Annotated in this window: 13 protein-coding genes and 1 pseudogene; 6 read left to right on the top strand and 8 right to left on the bottom strand. The window is 65.5% G+C overall.

Annotated elements, in window-relative coordinates; translation table 11 throughout:
- Positions 1-35 precede the first annotated feature (35 nt).
- Together KM176_RS22250 and KM176_RS22245 are read left to right on the top strand one after the other, a co-directional pair.
- Positions 36-938 (top strand): LysR family transcriptional regulator, encoded by a 903-nt coding sequence (locus KM176_RS22250; protein ID WP_160896837.1) that lies wholly within the window; start codon positions 36-38, stop codon positions 936-938.
- A gap of 413 nt (positions 939-1351) precedes the next feature.
- Positions 1352-1714: a transposase gene (locus tag KM176_RS22245; protein ID WP_375372137.1), complete on the top strand. Its 363-nt coding sequence runs from the start codon at positions 1352-1354 to the stop codon at positions 1712-1714.
- 285 nt (positions 1715-1999) lie between these two features.
- Here the strand turns inward: KM176_RS22245 and KM176_RS22240 are convergent.
- Positions 2000-2584 (bottom strand): annotated as a pseudogene (locus tag KM176_RS22240) (transposase); the annotation flags it as partial.
- A 440-nt stretch (positions 2585-3024) separates the two neighbouring features.
- Between KM176_RS22240 and KM176_RS22235 the strand changes: the two are divergent.
- From KM176_RS22235 to KM176_RS22220, 4 genes are read left to right on the top strand one after another with little or no spacing between them, the layout of a single operon-like run.
- Entirely contained in the window at positions 3025-5139 is a 2115-nt protein-coding gene (locus KM176_RS22235) for a hydantoinase/oxoprolinase family protein (RefSeq protein ID WP_160896836.1), read from the top strand.
- Positions 5136-6989 carry a hydantoinase B/oxoprolinase family protein gene (locus tag KM176_RS22230; RefSeq protein ID WP_160896835.1) on the top strand — a complete coding sequence of 618 codons (1854 nt, stop codon included), beginning with the start codon at positions 5136-5138 and terminating at the stop codon, positions 6987-6989. Before KM176_RS22235 ends, KM176_RS22230 begins: the two co-directional genes overlap by 4 nt.
- Before the next feature lie 3 nt (positions 6990-6992).
- A complete protein-coding gene (locus tag KM176_RS22225; protein WP_160896834.1) occupies positions 6993-8276 on the top strand; it encodes an NAD(P)/FAD-dependent oxidoreductase in 1284 nt (427 codons plus the stop codon).
- A 14-nt stretch (positions 8277-8290) separates the two neighbouring features.
- Positions 8291-8689, top strand: a complete 399-nt coding sequence (locus KM176_RS22220; RefSeq protein WP_160896833.1) for a RidA family protein — start codon at positions 8291-8293, stop codon at positions 8687-8689.
- On the opposite strand, the gene KM176_RS22215 is transcribed toward KM176_RS22220, so the two are convergent.
- From KM176_RS22215 to KM176_RS22185, 7 genes are all read right to left on the bottom strand, one after another.
- Positions 8674-9171, bottom strand: a complete 498-nt coding sequence (locus tag KM176_RS22215; RefSeq protein ID WP_160896832.1) for a MarR family winged helix-turn-helix transcriptional regulator — start codon at positions 9169-9171, stop codon at positions 8674-8676. The genes KM176_RS22220 and KM176_RS22215 overlap by 16 nt on opposite strands.
- Positions 9172-9234: 63 nt before the next feature.
- Positions 9235-10383 (bottom strand): aminotransferase class V-fold PLP-dependent enzyme, encoded by a 1149-nt coding sequence (locus tag KM176_RS22210; RefSeq protein ID WP_160896831.1) that lies wholly within the window; start codon positions 10381-10383, stop codon positions 9235-9237.
- Positions 10380-12002: a hydantoinase B/oxoprolinase family protein gene (locus KM176_RS22205; RefSeq protein WP_160896830.1), complete on the bottom strand. Its 1623-nt coding sequence runs from the start codon at positions 12000-12002 to the stop codon at positions 10380-10382. The genes KM176_RS22210 and KM176_RS22205 overlap by 4 nt, the downstream gene beginning before the upstream one ends.
- Positions 11999-14110, bottom strand: a complete 2112-nt coding sequence (locus KM176_RS22200; protein ID WP_160896829.1) for a hydantoinase/oxoprolinase family protein — start codon at positions 14108-14110, stop codon at positions 11999-12001. Before KM176_RS22200 ends, KM176_RS22205 begins: the two co-directional genes overlap by 4 nt.
- Positions 14111-14132: 22 nt before the next feature.
- A complete protein-coding gene (locus KM176_RS22195) occupies positions 14133-14903 on the bottom strand; it encodes an amino acid ABC transporter ATP-binding protein (protein WP_160896828.1) in 771 nt (256 codons plus the stop codon).
- The gene (locus tag KM176_RS22190) at positions 14900-16081 is read right to left on the bottom strand and encodes a M20 aminoacylase family protein (protein WP_160896827.1); all 1182 of its coding nucleotides are present in this window, start codon (positions 16079-16081) and stop codon (positions 14900-14902) included. The genes KM176_RS22195 and KM176_RS22190 overlap by 4 nt, the downstream gene beginning before the upstream one ends.
- Positions 16078-16809, bottom strand: coding sequence for an ABC transporter permease (locus tag KM176_RS22185; RefSeq protein ID WP_160896826.1), 732 nt, complete (start codon positions 16807-16809; stop codon positions 16078-16080). The genes KM176_RS22190 and KM176_RS22185 overlap by 4 nt, the downstream gene beginning before the upstream one ends.
- Positions 16810-16811 lie beyond the last annotated feature (2 nt).

Raw genomic sequence — 16811 nt, 5'->3', positions numbered from 1 at the left:
TGGCATTACTTCATGTCTGCATGAGCGAGCTTCATATGATTGAACGGCAGCACCTGGCGATCCTCCTGGCGGTCAGCCGCACCGGCAGCGTCACGGCTGCCGCTAAGCAACTGAATTTAACGCAGTCTGCGCTCAGTCACGCCATGTCCAAGCTGGAGGGGCGTTTCGGCCTGCAATTGTGGCTGCGCAAGGGGCGCAACCTGCATCTGACTCAGGCCGGGGAATATCTTCTTGAGATCGCCGAGCGCTTTGTGCCCGAAATCGAGCACGCCGAGCGCGTGCTGCGCCAGTTTGCCAGCGGACGCAAGGGCACGTTGCGGATCGCCATGGCCTGCCATCCCTGTCACAAGTTCATGATGCGCCTGACCCGGCCCTATCTGGCGGCTTGGCCGGAGGTCGATTTCAACATTCGCAGCGGTTTCCGTTTCGACGGCATCACCGCGCTGGAATCCCGCGAGATCGACGTGCTGATCACCCCGGACCCGGAAGAGAATGCTGCGCTGAGCTTCCATCCGGTCTTCGACTACGAGTTGCGCCTCGTCGTGCCCGAGGATCATCCGCTGGCAGAGGTGCCCTTCGTGCAGCCGCGTGACATTCTGGAGGAGACCCTGATCACGCTGCCCGTCGCGACCGAACTTCTGGATTTCTACACGCATTTCCTGATCCCCGCGCAGTGCCGGCCGCGCGCGCGCACCCTGATCGAGACGACGGAACTGATGCTGCACCTGGTGGCGGCACAGCGGGGGGTCAGTGTCATTCCGGACTGGCTGATCCAGGAAGAGGGGTGCGACCTGCCGGTCCGAAGCCTGCGCATCGGGCCCAACGGGCTAATGAAGCAGCTGAACTTCGGGATCCGCAAGCAGGACGGCGGACTGGACTACATTCAGGGCCTGATCGAGATCGCCCTGTCGGTCAATCGCAGGCAAGGGGCGACCTGAGATCAGCCGCATGATTTCCCACACCATACAGGTGGGGGGCGACTGGGCAGGGCCAGCAGTGGTTGCGAAAGCTGACGAAGAGCAGGCCGTTCCGATTGGCCACCGCAGAGATGGCCTGGTTCGACGACCTTGCTGGAAAGGCTCCTTCCCCGCCCTGTCGTTCTCCAAATCGAAGAAGTTAGCTATCAGCAGCTCGGGGGGAAGGCATCGGCAAGAGGATGACTGTCTACAATACCGAGCGCGCGCATGCGGCGTACAGCGGAAGGACACACGTCGAGGCCCATCAGTGCCCTGACCTTCAGGCATCGCTCTTCTGATCGGACGGAAGATGCAACAGCTTCTCCCGTCCGGTTTTCCGATCAGGCCGAAACCTGATGGTAGCATCCCTTGTAGTAAACGAGAGGCGACGCGGTGTGTTCCTTCGCTTCATCAACGAAGCGCATGACTTCGCCGAAGACGATCAGGTGGGGCTGACGCCGAAGCCGCATTCGAGCGGCGGCAAGGAGAAGCTCGGGCGGATTTCCGAGATGGGCAACCGCGACCTGCTGCTGCTGCGGCTGCTCTATCTCGGGGCGTCGTGCCAGAGGCACGCCTCCGGCGTGACGGGGGTGATTGCCGCCCGGCGGCGCGGGCAGCCCGGTGACGACTGGCTGTGGAAATGCCTGCAGCGCAAGACCGTAAAGCAGGCTGCGATCGCCCTGGCGAACCGCATGGCGAGAACCGTCTGGGCCCTGCTGAGAAACGGAACCAGCTACGACACGGCGCGCGCCGCCTGAGACATCCGGGGCTGTCCGCCCCGAACGAGATGGTGAGGTGCAAGGTGGGATGATGGCCATCTGACGGACAAGCTGCCGGGATACCCTGTTCGGACCAGAGCGCTTCGAGCGCGCGCCATTAATCGGGACCAGCGGCAGCCACGCGGACTTTCATCAGGGCGCGCAGCCATCGTGCTGCAATCCAGACGCCGAATAAATGACCGCAGCCGACCAGCCGCCAGATTTCAACGAAAAGCCCTTGCCACGCGGGAGCCATCCATAAATGGTCCGAGGGCTGCCCCGAACACCGCCTTGGCGCACTTTCAGATACGTCGCATCGATCCACTGGCAAGGCCATTCTCCCTCGGTGGGCTTGGTCAGAAAGGCATCGACACGGTCGTCGATTTCCTCGCACAAGCGGCTGACCTGGCTCTTCGAGATGCCGCATTCGTAGGGATGACTGTCCCCCGGACGGTCATCTGATCTTCCTCATCCCATCGCCTGCATGAGATCATCCATGGAGCGGGTCGATACGCCGTGAACATCGTTCGTCGGGGAAACAGCGCCCCACGCTGTTTCCTGATCCTCCTCACCTTGGATCACGGCGGTCAGGGCCTTTTCGGCGGACCGCCGTGGCTCGCGGAAAGACGGGAAGTACAACCCGGTACGCAGCCGCGGGATACGCAGCTCGACGCTGCCCGCACGGGTCTGCCAGTCCCGATCCGGGTAGCCATTGCGTTGCGCCAGCCGGTCGCTGCTCTTCTCGCCGTAGTCGGCGCCGGTCTTCTTGCCGAGCTCAAGTTCAATCACTCGCTCGGCCGCGAAGCCGATCATCTCGCGCAGAAGATCGACATCTGCACTCTTTTCGACAAGCGCACGCAGCTCCATCATGGGGTTGGTTCTCTCAACCCGACCCTACCGGGAAACCCGATGGCGGCCGTAAGCTACACCACATCCGCGGACGTCATCCGTTTGCCTGACAGAACAAGTAAAAGCGCATGGCCGTGAAGACGTGGTGGTCCCGTTCCGGAGGGGCCCGGAGGCGGCTTTGAACGGGTCTGCCTGTCGGCGCTGGCCCAAAATTTGGGCGCTGAGAAGGTTGGAGGAGATGCCTACCGCTGCGGGCATTTCAACCTACTGATATAATTTGTTTTTGAAAGAGTGTCGATGGGAAATGGGCTGACGGAGCCCCCTTTCGCCACCCCCTCGGCATGGAAAATTCGTTGGGAAAACGTGCGGCAAGGCGGCTGAAGCATGGTTTCACGTTTGCATGTGAAATTTCACATACTATACCAAGCACGAGGAATTGGGACAGTTAGGACGGCTCTGCAATGCACGCCTCAAGTGATGAAACCTTTCGTATCGGCATTGATGTCGGAGGGACGTTTACCGATTTGGTCTTTGCCGGGAGCGCTGGATCCCTGCTGACCCGGAAAGTCCCGACCACCCCATCGGAATACGGTCGGGGTATTGTGGGTGGCATCGCAGCGGTGCTGACGGACGAAGGCATCGCCGCAGATCGCGTCGAGAGCGTCGTTCATGCGACGACGGTTGCAACCAACACGATCCTGGAAGGCCGCGGAGCAAAGGCCGCTCTGATCACCACCAAGGGGTTCCGGGACGTGCTGGAATTCCGCCGGTTGCGCATCCCGCAGATGTATACGCTCAGCTTCAAGCGTCCCGAGCCCCTGGTGCCAAGGAACCTGCGTTTCGAGCTGGACGAACGTTTGTCGGGGGCCGGCGAGGTGGTGACGCCGCTCTCGCTCGGCGAGGTCGATGCCCTGGCAGTGCGCCTGGCGTGCGAAGGGGTGGAGGCCGTCGCCATCTGCCTGATCAATTCCTATGCAAACAAGACTCATGAGATCGCTGTGACCGAGCGTCTGCGGGAAAGGCTGCCCGACGTCTTCATCACCGCCTCGGCGGACCTGCTGCCTGAGATCCGCGAATATGAGCGGACTTCGACCACGGTGGTCAACGCCTATCTCGGGCCGGTGCTGACGCGCTATTTCGACAGCCTCACAGCGTCGCTGCGCGGCATCGGAGTGGTTTCTCCTGTGCAGGTGATGAAATCCGACGGTGGGGTCATGTCAGTGCAGGCGGCGTCGCTCAAGCCGGCCTACATCGTTGAATCCGGCCCCTCTGCCGGGGTTATCGGGGCGGCTGATCTGGCGCGTTCCAAGAACCTGCCGGACCTCATCACGCTGGACATGGGCGGTACCACGGCCAAGGCCGCGATGGTCGAAGGCGGAAAAGTCTCCAAGACTTCGGATTACGAGGTAGGCGCGGGCATCAACCTCTCCTCGCGCCTGGTGATGGGCGGCGGGCACGCGCTGAAGCTTCCTGTGATCGACATTTCCGAGATCGGTGCCGGCGGCGGCTCGATCGTGGGGTTCGACCGGGCCGGAGCCATGACCGTCGGCCCGCAGAGTGCCGGAGCGGATCCGGGGCCTGTGGCCTATGACGCGGGCGGCGAGAACCCCACCCTGACCGACGCGATGATCCTGCTTGGGTTCATCAACCCGGACTATCTTGTCGGTGGTGCGCTGAAGCTCAACAGCGCCCTGGCCGAGGAGGTCATGCGCGACAAGGTCATTGACGTGGTCGGTACCTCGCTTGAGGAGGCCGCACATGGGATCTTCCAGATTTCGGCTGGCACGATGGTGCGCGCGGTCAAGGCGGTCTCGACCTTCCGGGGGCGCGACCCGCGCGACTTCAGCCTGTTTGCGATCGGTGGTAACGGCCCGGTGCTGGCCGCCGAGATCGCCGAGGCGCTGGAGATGAAACGCGTGGTCATCCCGCTCAATCCCGGCGTTTTTTCGGCCTATGGTCTGCTGCGGACGCCGATCGAGCAGGAAATGGCGCAATCCTGCTTGGGCGCTGTCGATGCCGAAGGGGCCGATATGCTGAACGCGGTCTATGGTCGGCTGGAAGCGGAGCTGCTGGAGCTGATGGCCGAGGAGGGCTGCCCGGCGGAGACCGTCGTCCTGTCCCGCCAGGCCGACCTGCGCTACATCGGCCAGGCGCACGAGCTGAGCGTGCCGGTGACGACCCAGCCCGACGGGCAGGTCGACATCGACGCGATGCGGGCGGCCTTCCATGCAGAGCACCGGCAGACCTATGGCCATGCCATCGAGAATTCGCAGATCCAGAGCGTGAACCTGCGCGTCGTCGGCACAGTGCCGCTGGATCAGGCCGCACAGATCGACATGGGCGGCGCGTTGCGCCACGATGGCGCGCTTCCGGCCCCGCGGCGGGTCTATTTCGGGGCCACGCATGGCTTCCATGAAACTCCGATCCTGCGCCGCGCCTCGCTGGGCGAGGCCCCGAGCGACGGGCCGCTGATCATCGAGGAATACGACACGACCTGTGTGGTTCCGCCGAACTGGGCCGCAGCCTGCGATGCCGGCGGCAATATCGTCCTGACCCGCAAGGAGGCACAGCAATGAAACAGCGCACCGATGCCATCACCGCTCAGGTGATCCGCAATGCCCTGTCCTCTATCTCTGACGAGATGGCCCTGGTCATCATGCGCACGGCGCATTCGGCCATCGTGCGGGATTCCATGGATTATTCCACCGGTCTCTGCGACCGGAAGGGCCGGATCATCGCCCATGGCATGACCATGGCGCTGCATCTCGGCTCGTTCCCCGACGCGATGCAGAAGCTGGTTGCCGCCACGGCGGATGACACGAACCCCGGCGATGTCTTCGTCTTCAACGACCCCTATGTGGCGGGGGGCATGCATCTGCCCGATGTGTACATCGTCAAGCCGGTCTTCGTGAAAGATCAACTGGAAGGATATGCCTGCACGCTGGTCCACCAGACCGACATGGGTGGGCTGGCCCCGGGATCGACCGCTGTCTATGCCAAGGAGATCTATCAGGAAGGGGTCCGCATCCCGATCCTGAAGCTGTTCGACCGCGGCGTGGCGAACGATACCTTCTTCAAGATGATGGCGCTGAACACGCGCCTGCCGGAGATGGTGATCGGCGATATGCAGTCGCAGATTGCAGCGGTCACTTCGGCGGCACGAGCCTTCGAAGCTCTGGTGATGCGCTATGGCGCGCAGGTGTTCCGCGATTTCATCGAAGAGATGCATGCACGTTCCGAGGAGATGATGCGCGAGGAGATCCGCGCGCTGCCCGACGGCACCTACCGGTTCACCGATTACGTCGACGGGCTGGGCGAGACCCCCGAGGAAATCCGCCTGGAGCTGGCGATCACCGTGGCCGGCGACGAGATCATCATCGACTGGACCGGCAGCTCGGACGAGGTGCGCGGGGCGATTAACTGCCCGATCCCGTTCACCAAGGCGGCGGGCTATCTGGCGGTGAAATGCGTCACCGACGCGGACATCCCGAATTTCGAGGGTTTCACCTACCCGATCAGGACGGTTGCGCCCGAGGGCTGCATCGTCAATCCGCGCCCGCCGGCGGCCTGTGCCGCCCGGGCGCTGATGGGCTGGCGGATGCTGGACACGTTGTTTGGTGCCCTGGGCCAGATCCTGCCCGAACGGGTGCCTGCGGCTGGCGAGGGCGGGGTCACCTTCCCGGTGATCGCCGGACGGATAAACGGCGAAGCCTTCGTCTGCACCGAGACGCTGGCGGGCTCAGGCGGGGCCTTCCCGTGGCGCGATGGCGAGCATGGCATCCCCAACCCCGGCGGCAACGGCACCAACCAGCCGGTCGAGATGATCGAGGCCCAGTTCCCGGTGCGGATGACGCGCTACGGTCTGGTGCCGAACTCCGGCGGTCCGGGAAAATTCCGCGGAGCTCCGGCCTTCGTGCGGGAATACCAGCTGCTGGCGCCCGAGGCCGGGCTGATCATGCGTTCGGACCGGCGCCATCATCTGCCCTATGGCGTCGATGGCGGCGCCCCGGGCACGCCCTGCTACAACATCCTGAACCCGGGCGAAAACCAGGTCGTGCTGCCGGTGATGCCGATGGAACAGGTGCAGATGAAGGCGGGCGACATCTTCTGCCACATCTCGGCGGGCGGTGCCGGCAACGGTGATGCGCTGGAGCGCGATCCGGCGCTGGTGGCGCAGGATCTGCTGCTGGAGCTGATCACGCCGGATTACGCGCGCGACGTCTACGGCGTGGTGCTGGGCGAGGACGGGCAGCCCGATCCGGCGGCGACCGAGACACAGCGGAGCAGGCTGCGGGCCGAGCGTGGCGAGGGGGTCGATACGACCTACCTGCGTCACTACCTCGCACCGCTCAACCTGACTGCGCCGCGGATCGAGGAGGAACGTCTGTTCTCCTGCGCGCCGATGCCGCGGCTGGCCGCGGAGTAGGCCATGGCAGACCTCTCGGGGCAGAGCATCCTCGTGCTCGGGGCCGGGGTCGTCGGGGTTTCGCTGGCCCTGACGCTGCTGCGGCGCGGGGCACAGGTCACCCTGGTCGAAGCCACGGGGCCGGGTGCGGCGTGTTCTGCGGGCAACGGCGGGATGATCCAGACCGGGTCGTCCCTGCCGCTGGCTCAGCCGGGCATCCTGCGGCAGGTGCCGGGGATGCTGAGCAATCCAGAAGGAGCACTGGTGCTGCGCCCTGCGCGCATTCCGGCGATGCTGCCCTGGGCACGACACCTGTTGCGGGCGTCACGGCCAGAGGCGGCGGCGGCGGGCGAGCGGCACCTGGCCTGGCTGCTTTCGGGTGCGACGCCAGCCTGGGAGCGCCTGCGCGCCCGTTCGCCGGCGGCCGATCTCTTCCGTCCGCGCGGCGAGCTCTACGTGACCCGCAATCCCGCGGTGGCCGAAGAGCTGAAGCACAAGGCCGCCGTCTGCGCCGGCAACGGCATCGCGGCGGACCTGATCGAGCGCGGCGCGTTGCGGAAGATGGAGCCGGCGCTGGCCGAGGATTACGCCTTCGGGCTCTACCTGCCGGAAAGCAGCTATGTGGTAAACCCCAGGGCGCTTTGCGAATGTCTGTACGCGCTGTTCCTGACCGAGGGGGGGCAGGGTGAAATCCGCAATGTCACCCGGGTTTCACGGGGGGGAGAGGGCGCCGTACTGCATTGCGCGGACGGCGCCCAGCTTGGCGCGTCGCGGCTGGTGATCGCCGCCGGGACGCTTTCGGGCAGGCTGGCGCGGGGCATCGGCCTGCGCCTGATGCTGGAGCCGATGCGCGGCTACAATGTGACCCTGGCCGATACGGAAGAGCTGGCCCTGAACGGGCCGGTGATCGAGGCGGAGATGAACATTGCCGTGACTCCGATGCAGGGTGGCCCGCGGGTTGCCGGCACGCTGGAATTCGCCGGCTTCCGCCGCGCCCCCGATTGGAAACGCGCCCGGATTCTGCTGCCTCTGGCTCAGCGGATGTTACCGGGCCTGGCCCGCGCCCGCATTGCCCAGGAATGGGCCGGAGAGCGGCCGGGCACGCCCGACAGTCTGCCGCTCATGGGCCCGGCGACAGAGGCTTCGGATCCGATCTGGATCTCTGCAGGGCACGGCATGCTGGGGCTGACCCTGGCCGCCCGCAGTGGCGAACTGATTGCGGCCGGAATGGCGGGAGAGTCCCGGGCGCTTGCTGCGCTGGAGGGCTTTCGCCCGGCACGGTTTGCGCGGCGACCGGCCAAGACCTGAACAAAGGAGACCACATGCCTTCCCAAGTCGAGACCATTTACGTTCCGAACATCTCGGAATTCCTGGAACGCAACAAGGTGCCGATCTCGCCTGCGATCAGAGCGGGCGGCTTCGTCTTCGTTTCAGGGGCTCCGCCCATCGACCCGGATACCGGAGAGCTGGCGAAGGGAGATGTGAGAGCCCAGACAGAGGTGATCTTCCGCTATATCGACAGGGTGCTGAAGGCGGCTGGAACGGACCGCGAAAAGGTCGTCAAGGTGACGGTCTATGCTGCGAACGCGGCGCATTTCCGAATGATCAACGAAGTCTATGCAGCATATTTCTCGGATCATTTCCCGACGCGGACCTTTGTCACCGTGGGGTCCTGGCCGATGGAATTCGATGTGGAGATCGAGGTTCAGGCGTTGGCCTGATCCTCCGGTGTCTCCGCGTCGCGCTTCGGAGGCATGCCGGCAATCCGATCAAGGTTGTCGACCAGTTTCCGCGTGATCTTCAGCATGGCCTCCAAGTCTTCCTCGGGGATGCCTTCAGCGGCTTCGCGGAAAATGTGGCGGCGGACCGGCAGCATGTGCTCGAACATCGTGTGACCGGCCTCCGTCAGATGGACGCCGATGATCCGGCGGTCGTTTGGATAGGGTTCGCGCCGGATCAGCTCTTCCTTTTCCATCTGCGTCAGCAGGTGGCTGAGGGCCGTCCGCTCGATCTGGGTGTGCCGGGTCAGATCGTTGATCGTGAGGCCGGAAAGCTCTGCCAGGATCGACAGGGTACGCCAGCGCGCCACAAGGGATTTGCCCCCCCCCATGACCCGAACGAATTCCGTATTGGAACGTTCCTCGAAGACACGCAGCCAGTAGAGGATGGATGTGCGAAACGATTCCTCTTCTACCTGGGCCATGACCCCTCCTTTTTCAAATCTGGTGTGCAATAGCAATTCGTCAGTCCGGAGGCGAGACCGGGATCACGCCACCCCACTCAGGGCCTCCTCAAGCACGGTGATGTCGTCGGCGGTGTTATAATAATGCCAAGCTGTACGGATCTTGCCATCTCGCGTCGAGCAGATCACGCCGCGTTCGGCGAGCGCCGCGACGGCCGTTGGAGCGTCGGAGACCGCCAGCGTGACCTGCGGGCCGCGGGCCGCGTCATCGCGCGGGGTGATGACGGTGTGACCCGCTGCCGTCAGCCGGTCAATGGCATGGCCGGTAAGCTGCGTGACCCATGCCCCGATATGCTCCAGGCCGATCTCTTCCAGCAGGCGCGCGGCGGCGAGGCTCTCGTACATGGCACCCATTGCGGGGGTTCCGGTCTGAAAGCGGCGTGCATCGCCGGCCTCGTCGTGCTGATCGATCTGAAATTCCAGCATGTCCTGCTGACCAAACCAGCCCGTCAGAGTGGGGTGCAGCCGATCCAGCAGCGCTTCGCGGACGTAGAGCAAACCAAGCCCGGGCGCGCCCAGCATGTATTTCGCCGTGCCCGTGACCAGGATGTCGATGCCGAGGGCCTCCATGTCCATCGCGCGGGTGCCAAAGCTCTGGTAATCGTCGACCGCTAGGATCGCTCCGACGGCATGGACGCGTTCGGACAACGCACGGATGTCCAGCCGATGCCCGTTCTTGTAGCAGAGCGAGGAGACGCAGACGATTTGCACGCTGCTGTCCAGATAGGGATCGAAGGCCTCGGGGCGTAGGCGGGCGTCATTTCCCGCCGGCACCATCACGGCTTCGGCGCCCCGCATCGCCTGAGCGCGCCAGAGGTAGGCCATCGAGGGAAAGGAATAGGCGTCGAATAGGACCTTGGGGCGGCGTTCCCATGAAAGGGAAGAGGCGATTGCGCCCATGGCCTGGGTGGCGGAGCAGCAGATCGCCACCTCGCCGATCCGGGCGCCGATCAGCCGTGCGAAGGTCTCGCGCAGCGCGTCGTGGCGCTGCATCGCCAGCGGCCAGGTGGTGCCGCGCTCCAGACGTTCGCGCATGCAGGCTTCGGCCGCCTCCAGGACAACGTCGCTGACGGCGCCCATGGAATTGCTGGCCAAGTGCACCTTGTCGCGGAAGATCGGAAAGCGGGATCGGAAGGTGGTGACCTCGGTTGGGGTTTTAAGCATGCCGCTCATGCTTGCACTCCGGTCAGGCCGTTGCACCGGTCACTGTCTTCAAGGACGGGATCGCGGGAAGCCGCGCCGCCCAGCCCGGCCCCGCCCGGGGTCTTCAGCACCAGCGACTGCCCGGGGGCAATTTCGTGCTGACCCTTAGAATCGAGCACTTCGCCACTGCCGAGCCCGATCCAGCCGGGGGCACCGTTCTCGCCGCCCTCGCATCCCCGCGCCGGGAATTTCACCCGCTCCATCGTCGCCGCGAAGGAGAAGGGCGCGTCCTCGCGGCTGGCCACCTCGACCACCTGGCCCAGGCCGCCGCGATAAGAACCGGCCCCACCGCTGCCCTCGCGCAGTTCCTTGCGCAGGAAGATCAGCGGCGACTGGGTCTCGGCGATCTCGATCGGGGTCCCCATGACGCCCGAGGGATAGGCGGTGGCGGAAAGGCCGTCCTTGCCCGGCCGTGCCCCGGTGCCGCCCGAGAGCGTCATGGCGAGGCCGAAGGCCGCCTTGTCCCTGGGACCACTGCGCCGACGCCCGTGCAGGGCCATGATCCAGAGCCCCGAGGTGCTCTCGGCGGGGATCATATCGGGGACCGCCTGGCGCAGGCAGCCGAAGACCATGTCGGGCAGCAGCTGCCCGTAGGCATGGCGCGAATGCACGGCGACGGGGGGCTGGGCATTCAGGATGCATCCCTTGGGCGCGCTCACCCGGATCGGATCTAGAGAGCCGGCATTGTTGGGGATGTGTCCGGCCACGACACAGCCGATCCCGAAGGAGGTATAGGCCCGCGCATAGGGCAGGGGCACGTTCAGCCCGCGCCGTGCCGGACCGGAGGAGCCGGCATAATCGACATCAATGCCATCGTCCGAAATCGTCAGCCGGGCCTTCAGCGTGACCGGGGTGTCATCGCCGTCTGCGGTCATCTCGTAGGTCCAGCTTCCCTTCGGCAGCTTGCGGATTTCTCCCAGCACCGCCTCGCGGGAGCGCTCGATGATATGGGCGCTGAGAGCGTCGAGCGTGCCGAGGCCGAATTCCTCCATCATCTCGACCAGCCGCCGGCTGGCGACCTCGTTGCAGGAGGCAAGGGCATAGACATCCCCCTCGCTCTCCTCGGGCAGGCGCGAGTTCTGACGGATCATCGCCATCAGGGTCTCGTTGACCTTGCCCTGGTCAACAAGCTTCAGCATCGGGATCTGGAGGCCCTCCATGAACATGTCGGTGCCATCAAGGCCATGGACGCCGCCAATATCGACGATGTGGCTGGTGCAGGAGAACAGCGCGACCAGTTTGCTGTCCTTGAAGACCGGCGTGGTGACGACGAAGTCGTTCAGGTGCCCGGTCCCCTTCCAGGGGTCGTTGCAGATGTAGGTATCGCCGGGCTTCATCGTCTGGGTCGGGAAGGCGGCGAGGAAATGGCCCACGGATTCCGCCATCGTGTTGACGTGGCCGGGGGTGCCGGTGATCCCCTGGGCCAGCATCCGGCCCTGCGGGTCGAAGATCCCGGCCGAGATGTCGCCGCATTCCCGCACCACGGGAGAGAAGGCGGTGCGGATCAGCACCTGCCCCTGTTCCTCGGCAATGGCGATCAGCCGGTCCCACATCACCTGGAATTCGATCACGCTCGGGCTCTTGCTCATGCCGCTTCTCCTTTGGTTGCGCTGCGCGCCGTGCGGCGGTCCATCACGAGGCATCCCGTGATGTCGAGGTGAAGATCGAACTCTCCGGGCACGAAGGAGGCGGTCTCGTCTTCGGTGATGATGGCCGGGCCGCTGACCCGGGCGCCCGGTGTCAGGGCGGTGCGGTCGTAGACGGGCACGTCGAGCTCGCTCTCGCCGAGCGAGACGCGACGGCGCCCGATCGGGGCGGGGACGGGGGCCGGTGCGGCCTCGGGCAGGCGCGCGGGGCTGGCCGGCACGGTGGAGACCAGCACGGACCAGGTCATGACCTCGATCTCGGCCTGGGGAATGACGCGGTTGAACATGCCGGCATAGGCCTGTTCGTAGGCGTCGCGCAGTGCGGAGGCATCCTCGAGCGCGCTCTGTCCCGGGGCGAGCGTGACCGCGATCTCGTGGCCCTGACCGACGTAACGCATGTAGGCGGTGCGGGTTTCCACCAGCGGGGCGCCAAGGGCGCCGGGCTCGACAAGGGCGCGTGCCTCGGCGGCCATGTCGTCGAGCATGGCCGAGATCTCTCCGGCGTCGTGGCGCCCGATCGTGACGTGCCGGCTGCGCAGCACCTCGAAGGCCACGGCGGCCGAGAGGAAGCCGACGGCAGAGCCCACGCCGGCGTTCGGTGGGATGATCACGCGGTCCATCGCGAGCTTCTGCGCCACGCGGGCGGCATGCAGCGGTGCGGCGCCGCCGAAGGCGATCATCGCATGGGTGCCGAGATCGGCGCCCTGTTCCACCGCATGGACACGGGCGGCGGAGGCCATGTTCTCGCATACAATCTCGTGCACGGCATAGGCGGCATGGGAGGCGCTGAGCCCGAGCGGCACGCCCACGTCGCGCGAGAGCGCGGCCTCGGAGGCGGCCTTGTCGAGGGTCATGCGCCCGCCGGCAAAGCCGTTCGGGTCAATGAGGCCGAGGGCCACGTCGGCATCGGTCACGGTCGGGCGGTCGCCGCCGCGCCCGTAGCAGGCCGGGCCGGGGGTGGAGGAGGCGCTCTCCGGGCCGACGGTCACACGCTTCAGCGTGTCGACCTGGGCGATGGAGCCACCGCCGGCGCCGATCTCGACCATCTCGATCACGGGGATGCGCAGCGGCAGGCCCGAGCCCTTGAGGAAGCGCGCGGCGCGGTCGACCTCGAAGAAGCGCGAGGTGGCAGGTTCGGCATCCTCGATCAGGCAGATCTTGGCCGTGGTGCCGCCCATGTCGAAGGAGAGCAGGTCACTGACCCCGAGCCGCCGGGCGAATTGCGCGGCAAAGATCGCCCCGCCCGCGGGCCCGGATTCGACCAGCCGCACGGGGAAGCGCCGGGCGGTCTCGATCGCCGTCAGCCCGCCGCCGGAGGTCACCAGATAGGTGATCCCGGCAAAGCCCGCCTCGGCCAGCGCGGCTTCCATCCGGGTCAGGTAGGAGGCCATCAGCGGCTGGACATAGGCATTGGCGACGGCGGTGGAGGTGCGTTCGTATTCGCGGATCTCCGGCGCCACCTCGCCGGCCATGGTGATCTCGACCCCGGGCAGTTCCTCGCGCAGGATGGCGGCGGCGCGGCGCTCGTGCGCGGGGTTGCGATAGGCATGCAGGAAGGCGATGGCGAGGGCTTCGACGCCGGCGCTCTCCAGCTTCGGCGCAAGGGCACGGACGGCCGCCTCGTCTAGCGGGGTGACAACATTGCCGTCCACGTCGATGCGTTCGGGCACGCCGAAGCGCAGCGCGCGGGGCACCAGCGGCGCGGGCTTCTCCAGGAACAGGTCGTACTGGTCGAAACGGCTCTCGGTGCCGATCTCAAGCACGTCGCGGAAGCCCTCGGTGGTCAACAGTGCGGTCCGCGCGCCGCGTCGTTCGATGATCGCGTTGGTCGCCAGCGTGGTGCCGTGGACAAAGACCGAAATCTCTTCGAAGCCGTAGCCCGCCTCGTCCAGCACGATCTTCATCCCGTCGAGCACCGCGCGCTCGGGGGCGTCATGGGTGGTGAGCAGCTTGCGGGTGATCCGCAGCGCTCCGCGTTCCAGGACGACGTCGGTGAATGTGCCGCCGATGTCGACGGCGAGGCGGAGCGGGGCGTGGGTGTCTTGCGCCATGGTTCTGTTGTCTTTCTTGTCTTCAACTATGGGCAGTCGAGGGGAGGATGCGGTCGAGGAAGCCCCGCAGGCGCGGGCTTTCCGGGGCATCGAAAAAGGCTTCTGCGGGGGCGATCTCGTGGATCTCGCCATCGGCCATGAACACGCAGCGGTCGGCGACACGCCGCGCGAAGCCCATCTCGTGGGTCACGCAGATCATGGTCATGCCGCCGCGCGCCAGGTCCTCCATGACCTGGAGCACCTCGTTGATCATTTCCGGGTCGAGCGCGGAGGTGGGCTCGTCGAAGAGCATTACCGGGGGCTCCATGCAGAGGGCGCGGGCGATGGCAACGCGCTGCTGCTGACCGCCGGAAAGCTGCGCGGGATACTTGTGTGCCTGCTCGGCGATGCGCACCCGTTCGAGGTAGTACATCGCCTTTTCCTCGTTGAGCCTTTTCGTGCCCTTGTTCAGCAGGCGCAGCGCGAGGGTGCAGTTTTGCAGCACCGTGATATGCGGGAACAGGTTGAACTGCTGGAACACCATGCCGACCTCGATGCGCACGTCGCGGGTGTTGGCCGGCGTGCCGTCGACGGTGATGCCGCGCACGACGATGTCGCCGGAATCGTGGGTTTCGAGCTGGTTGATGCAGCGGATCAGCGTGGACTTGCCCGACCCGGAGGGGCCGCAGATCACGATCGTCTCGCCCTTGGCAACCTCCAGGCTGACGCCCTTTAGGGCCTGGAAGGGGCCGTAATGCTTGACGACATCCCTCAGTGAGACGTCGATCGTCTGAGGTGTGGAGATATCTCTCATGTCGGATCCTGTTCTTCGGGCGCACGCGTGGCTTCCTGGGCGAGCCGCACGTAGAGCGCGGCGCCATGCACCAGGGCGTCGTCGCAGAAATCGTATTCGGGGTGGTGCAGGGGGTGGCCGGACCCGTTGCCGATCATCATGTAGGCGCCCGTGACGGCCTCCAGCATGAAAGAGAAGTCCTCCGAGCCGAGCGAGGGCTCCATCTCGGTACTGACCGCTTCGGGGTCCAGGATGCTTCGGGCGCAGGCGACCATCAGGGCGGTCTTTTCGGGATCGTTCACATGGGGGGCGAACATCACCCGGAAATCGGTCTCCGCGGTTGCGCCGAACCCCTCGGCAATGCCGCTGGCGAGCGCGGCGATGCGGGCCTGCACCGTTTCGCCGAGGGCCACGTCGAAATAGCGCGCGGTGCCGGAAATCGTCGCGCTTTCCGGGATGACGTTGTAGGCGCTGCCGCCCTCGATCCGGGTGGCGCTGACGACGACGGAGGCCAGCGGGGGCACGTTGCGGGCGACGATGGATTGCAGGGCGGTGACCACGTGGCAGGCGGCCAGCACCGGATCGATGCCGCGGTCGGGCTCGGCGCCATGCGCGCCGCGCCCCTGCACGGTGATGTCGAAATTGCCGCCCCCGGCCGCGATTGTGCCGAAGCCGGTCCGCATCTGTCCCAGGGGCAGCCCGGGTTCGTTATGCATGCCGAAGACGGCGTCGCAGGGAAACCTTTCGAACAATCCGTCGCGGATCATTTCGCGGGCTCCGTCATAGCCTTCCTCTCCGGGCTGGAAGATCAGGTTCACCGTGCCTTCGAAATCGCGATGCTGTGCAAGGTATTTCGCGGCGCCAAGCAGCATGGCCGTGTGTCCGTCATGGCCGCAGCCATGCATCAGCCCGGGCGTGCGGGAGGCATAGGGCAGGCCGGTGGCCTCGGCGATCGCCAGGGCGTCCATGTCGGCGCGAAGGCCCACGGAGCGGTTCGAACGCCGGCCACGCAGCACGCCAACCACGCCGGTGCCGCCGACCCCGCGATGGGTCTCGATGCCCAGCCCTTCCAGGAAATCGGCAACCACGGCAGAGGTGCGATGGGTCTCAAGGCCAAGCTCTGGGTGGGCATGGAGATCGTGGCGGATCGTGCGCATCTCCGTGTCGAGGGCGCGGATCCCGTCAAGTAGGCTCTTCATGCGACAGCCGCCTTTCGTGTCCGGGTCCTGCTGGCGGGCTCCGGGGCGTGGTGCCGGTTCAGCCAGCGGTCAAGACCGGCAAAGCCCAGCCGGACCAGGTTGACGACGATCCAGTACATCACCGCGGCGGTGATCATCGGGGTCAGCGGATCGTAGGTTTCCTGGAAGATGCCGTTGGCCACCGCAGTCAGATCGTTGATGGTGACGACCGAGACGATCGCGGTGCCCTTGATGAATCCTACAACCTCGTTTTGGTAGGCCCGGATCCCGTAGCGCAGGGCCAGGGGCAGCCGGACCCAGAGGAAGACCTTCCGCTCCGGGATCCCGAGGGCGAGCGAGGCCTCGGCGATGCCCCTAGGCACCGAGAGCAGGGAGCCGCGTACGACATCGGTCATGTAGGCGACATGGTTGAGGGCGAGGCCGATCACGGCGCAGCCGAAGGGATCCGCAAACAGCGGCCAGAAAAAGCTCTCCCGGACCCAGGCGAACTGGGCGATGCCGAAATAGAGGATGTAGAGCAGCACGAGAACGGGCGTGCCGCGAAAGAAGATCACGAAGACCAGGGCAGGCCAGGCCAGGCTGCGCCGCTTCGACATCCGGGCAAGCGCCATGGGAACAGAGAAGACGATACCGAGCAGCAATACGAAAATCGACAGGCAGATCGTCATCATCAGCCCGTGGAACAGGGCAGGAAGGCTCGCGATGGCAAGAGAGAGATCGAAATGCATCG

Origin of the sequence: Pseudooceanicola endophyticus (genome assembly GCF_018760365.1) — a bacterium.
In the GTDB taxonomy this organism is placed as follows: Bacteria; Pseudomonadota; Alphaproteobacteria; order Rhodobacterales; family Rhodobacteraceae; genus Pseudooceanicola; species Pseudooceanicola endophyticus.
The sequence above is the reverse complement of the archived record's forward strand: the minus strand, read 5'-3'. Positions and strand labels throughout refer to the sequence as shown.

What these genes read in the sequence shown, in the direction of transcription:
- KM176_RS22250 (WP_160896837.1), top strand. Translation starts at nt 36, where the DNA reads ATGATTGAACGGCAGCACCTGGCGATCCTCCTGGCGGTCAGCCGCACC.
- KM176_RS22235 (WP_160896836.1), top strand. Translation starts at nt 3,025, where the DNA reads ATGCACGCCTCAAGTGATGAAACCTTTCGTATCGGCATTGATGTCGGA.
- KM176_RS22230 (WP_160896835.1), top strand. Translation starts at nt 5,136, where the DNA reads ATGAAACAGCGCACCGATGCCATCACCGCTCAGGTGATCCGCAATGCC.
- KM176_RS22225 (WP_160896834.1), top strand. Translation starts at nt 6,993, where the DNA reads ATGGCAGACCTCTCGGGGCAGAGCATCCTCGTGCTCGGGGCCGGGGTC.
- KM176_RS22220 (WP_160896833.1), top strand. Translation starts at nt 8,291, where the DNA reads ATGCCTTCCCAAGTCGAGACCATTTACGTTCCGAACATCTCGGAATTC.
- KM176_RS22215 (WP_160896832.1), bottom strand. Translation starts at nt 9,171, where the DNA reads ATGGCCCAGGTAGAAGAGGAATCGTTTCGCACATCCATCCTCTACTGG.
- KM176_RS22210 (WP_160896831.1), bottom strand. Translation starts at nt 10,383, where the DNA reads ATGAGCGGCATGCTTAAAACCCCAACCGAGGTCACCACCTTCCGATCC.
- KM176_RS22205 (WP_160896830.1), bottom strand. Translation starts at nt 12,002, where the DNA reads ATGAGCAAGAGCCCGAGCGTGATCGAATTCCAGGTGATGTGGGACCGG.
- KM176_RS22200 (WP_160896829.1), bottom strand. Translation starts at nt 14,110, where the DNA reads ATGGCGCAAGACACCCACGCCCCGCTCCGCCTCGCCGTCGACATCGGC.
- KM176_RS22195 (WP_160896828.1), bottom strand. Translation starts at nt 14,903, where the DNA reads ATGAGAGATATCTCCACACCTCAGACGATCGACGTCTCACTGAGGGAT.
- KM176_RS22190 (WP_160896827.1), bottom strand. Translation starts at nt 16,081, where the DNA reads ATGAAGAGCCTACTTGACGGGATCCGCGCCCTCGACACGGAGATGCGC.
- KM176_RS22185 (WP_160896826.1), bottom strand. Translation starts at nt 16,809, where the DNA reads ATGCATTTCGATCTCTCTCTTGCCATCGCGAGCCTTCCTGCCCTGTTC.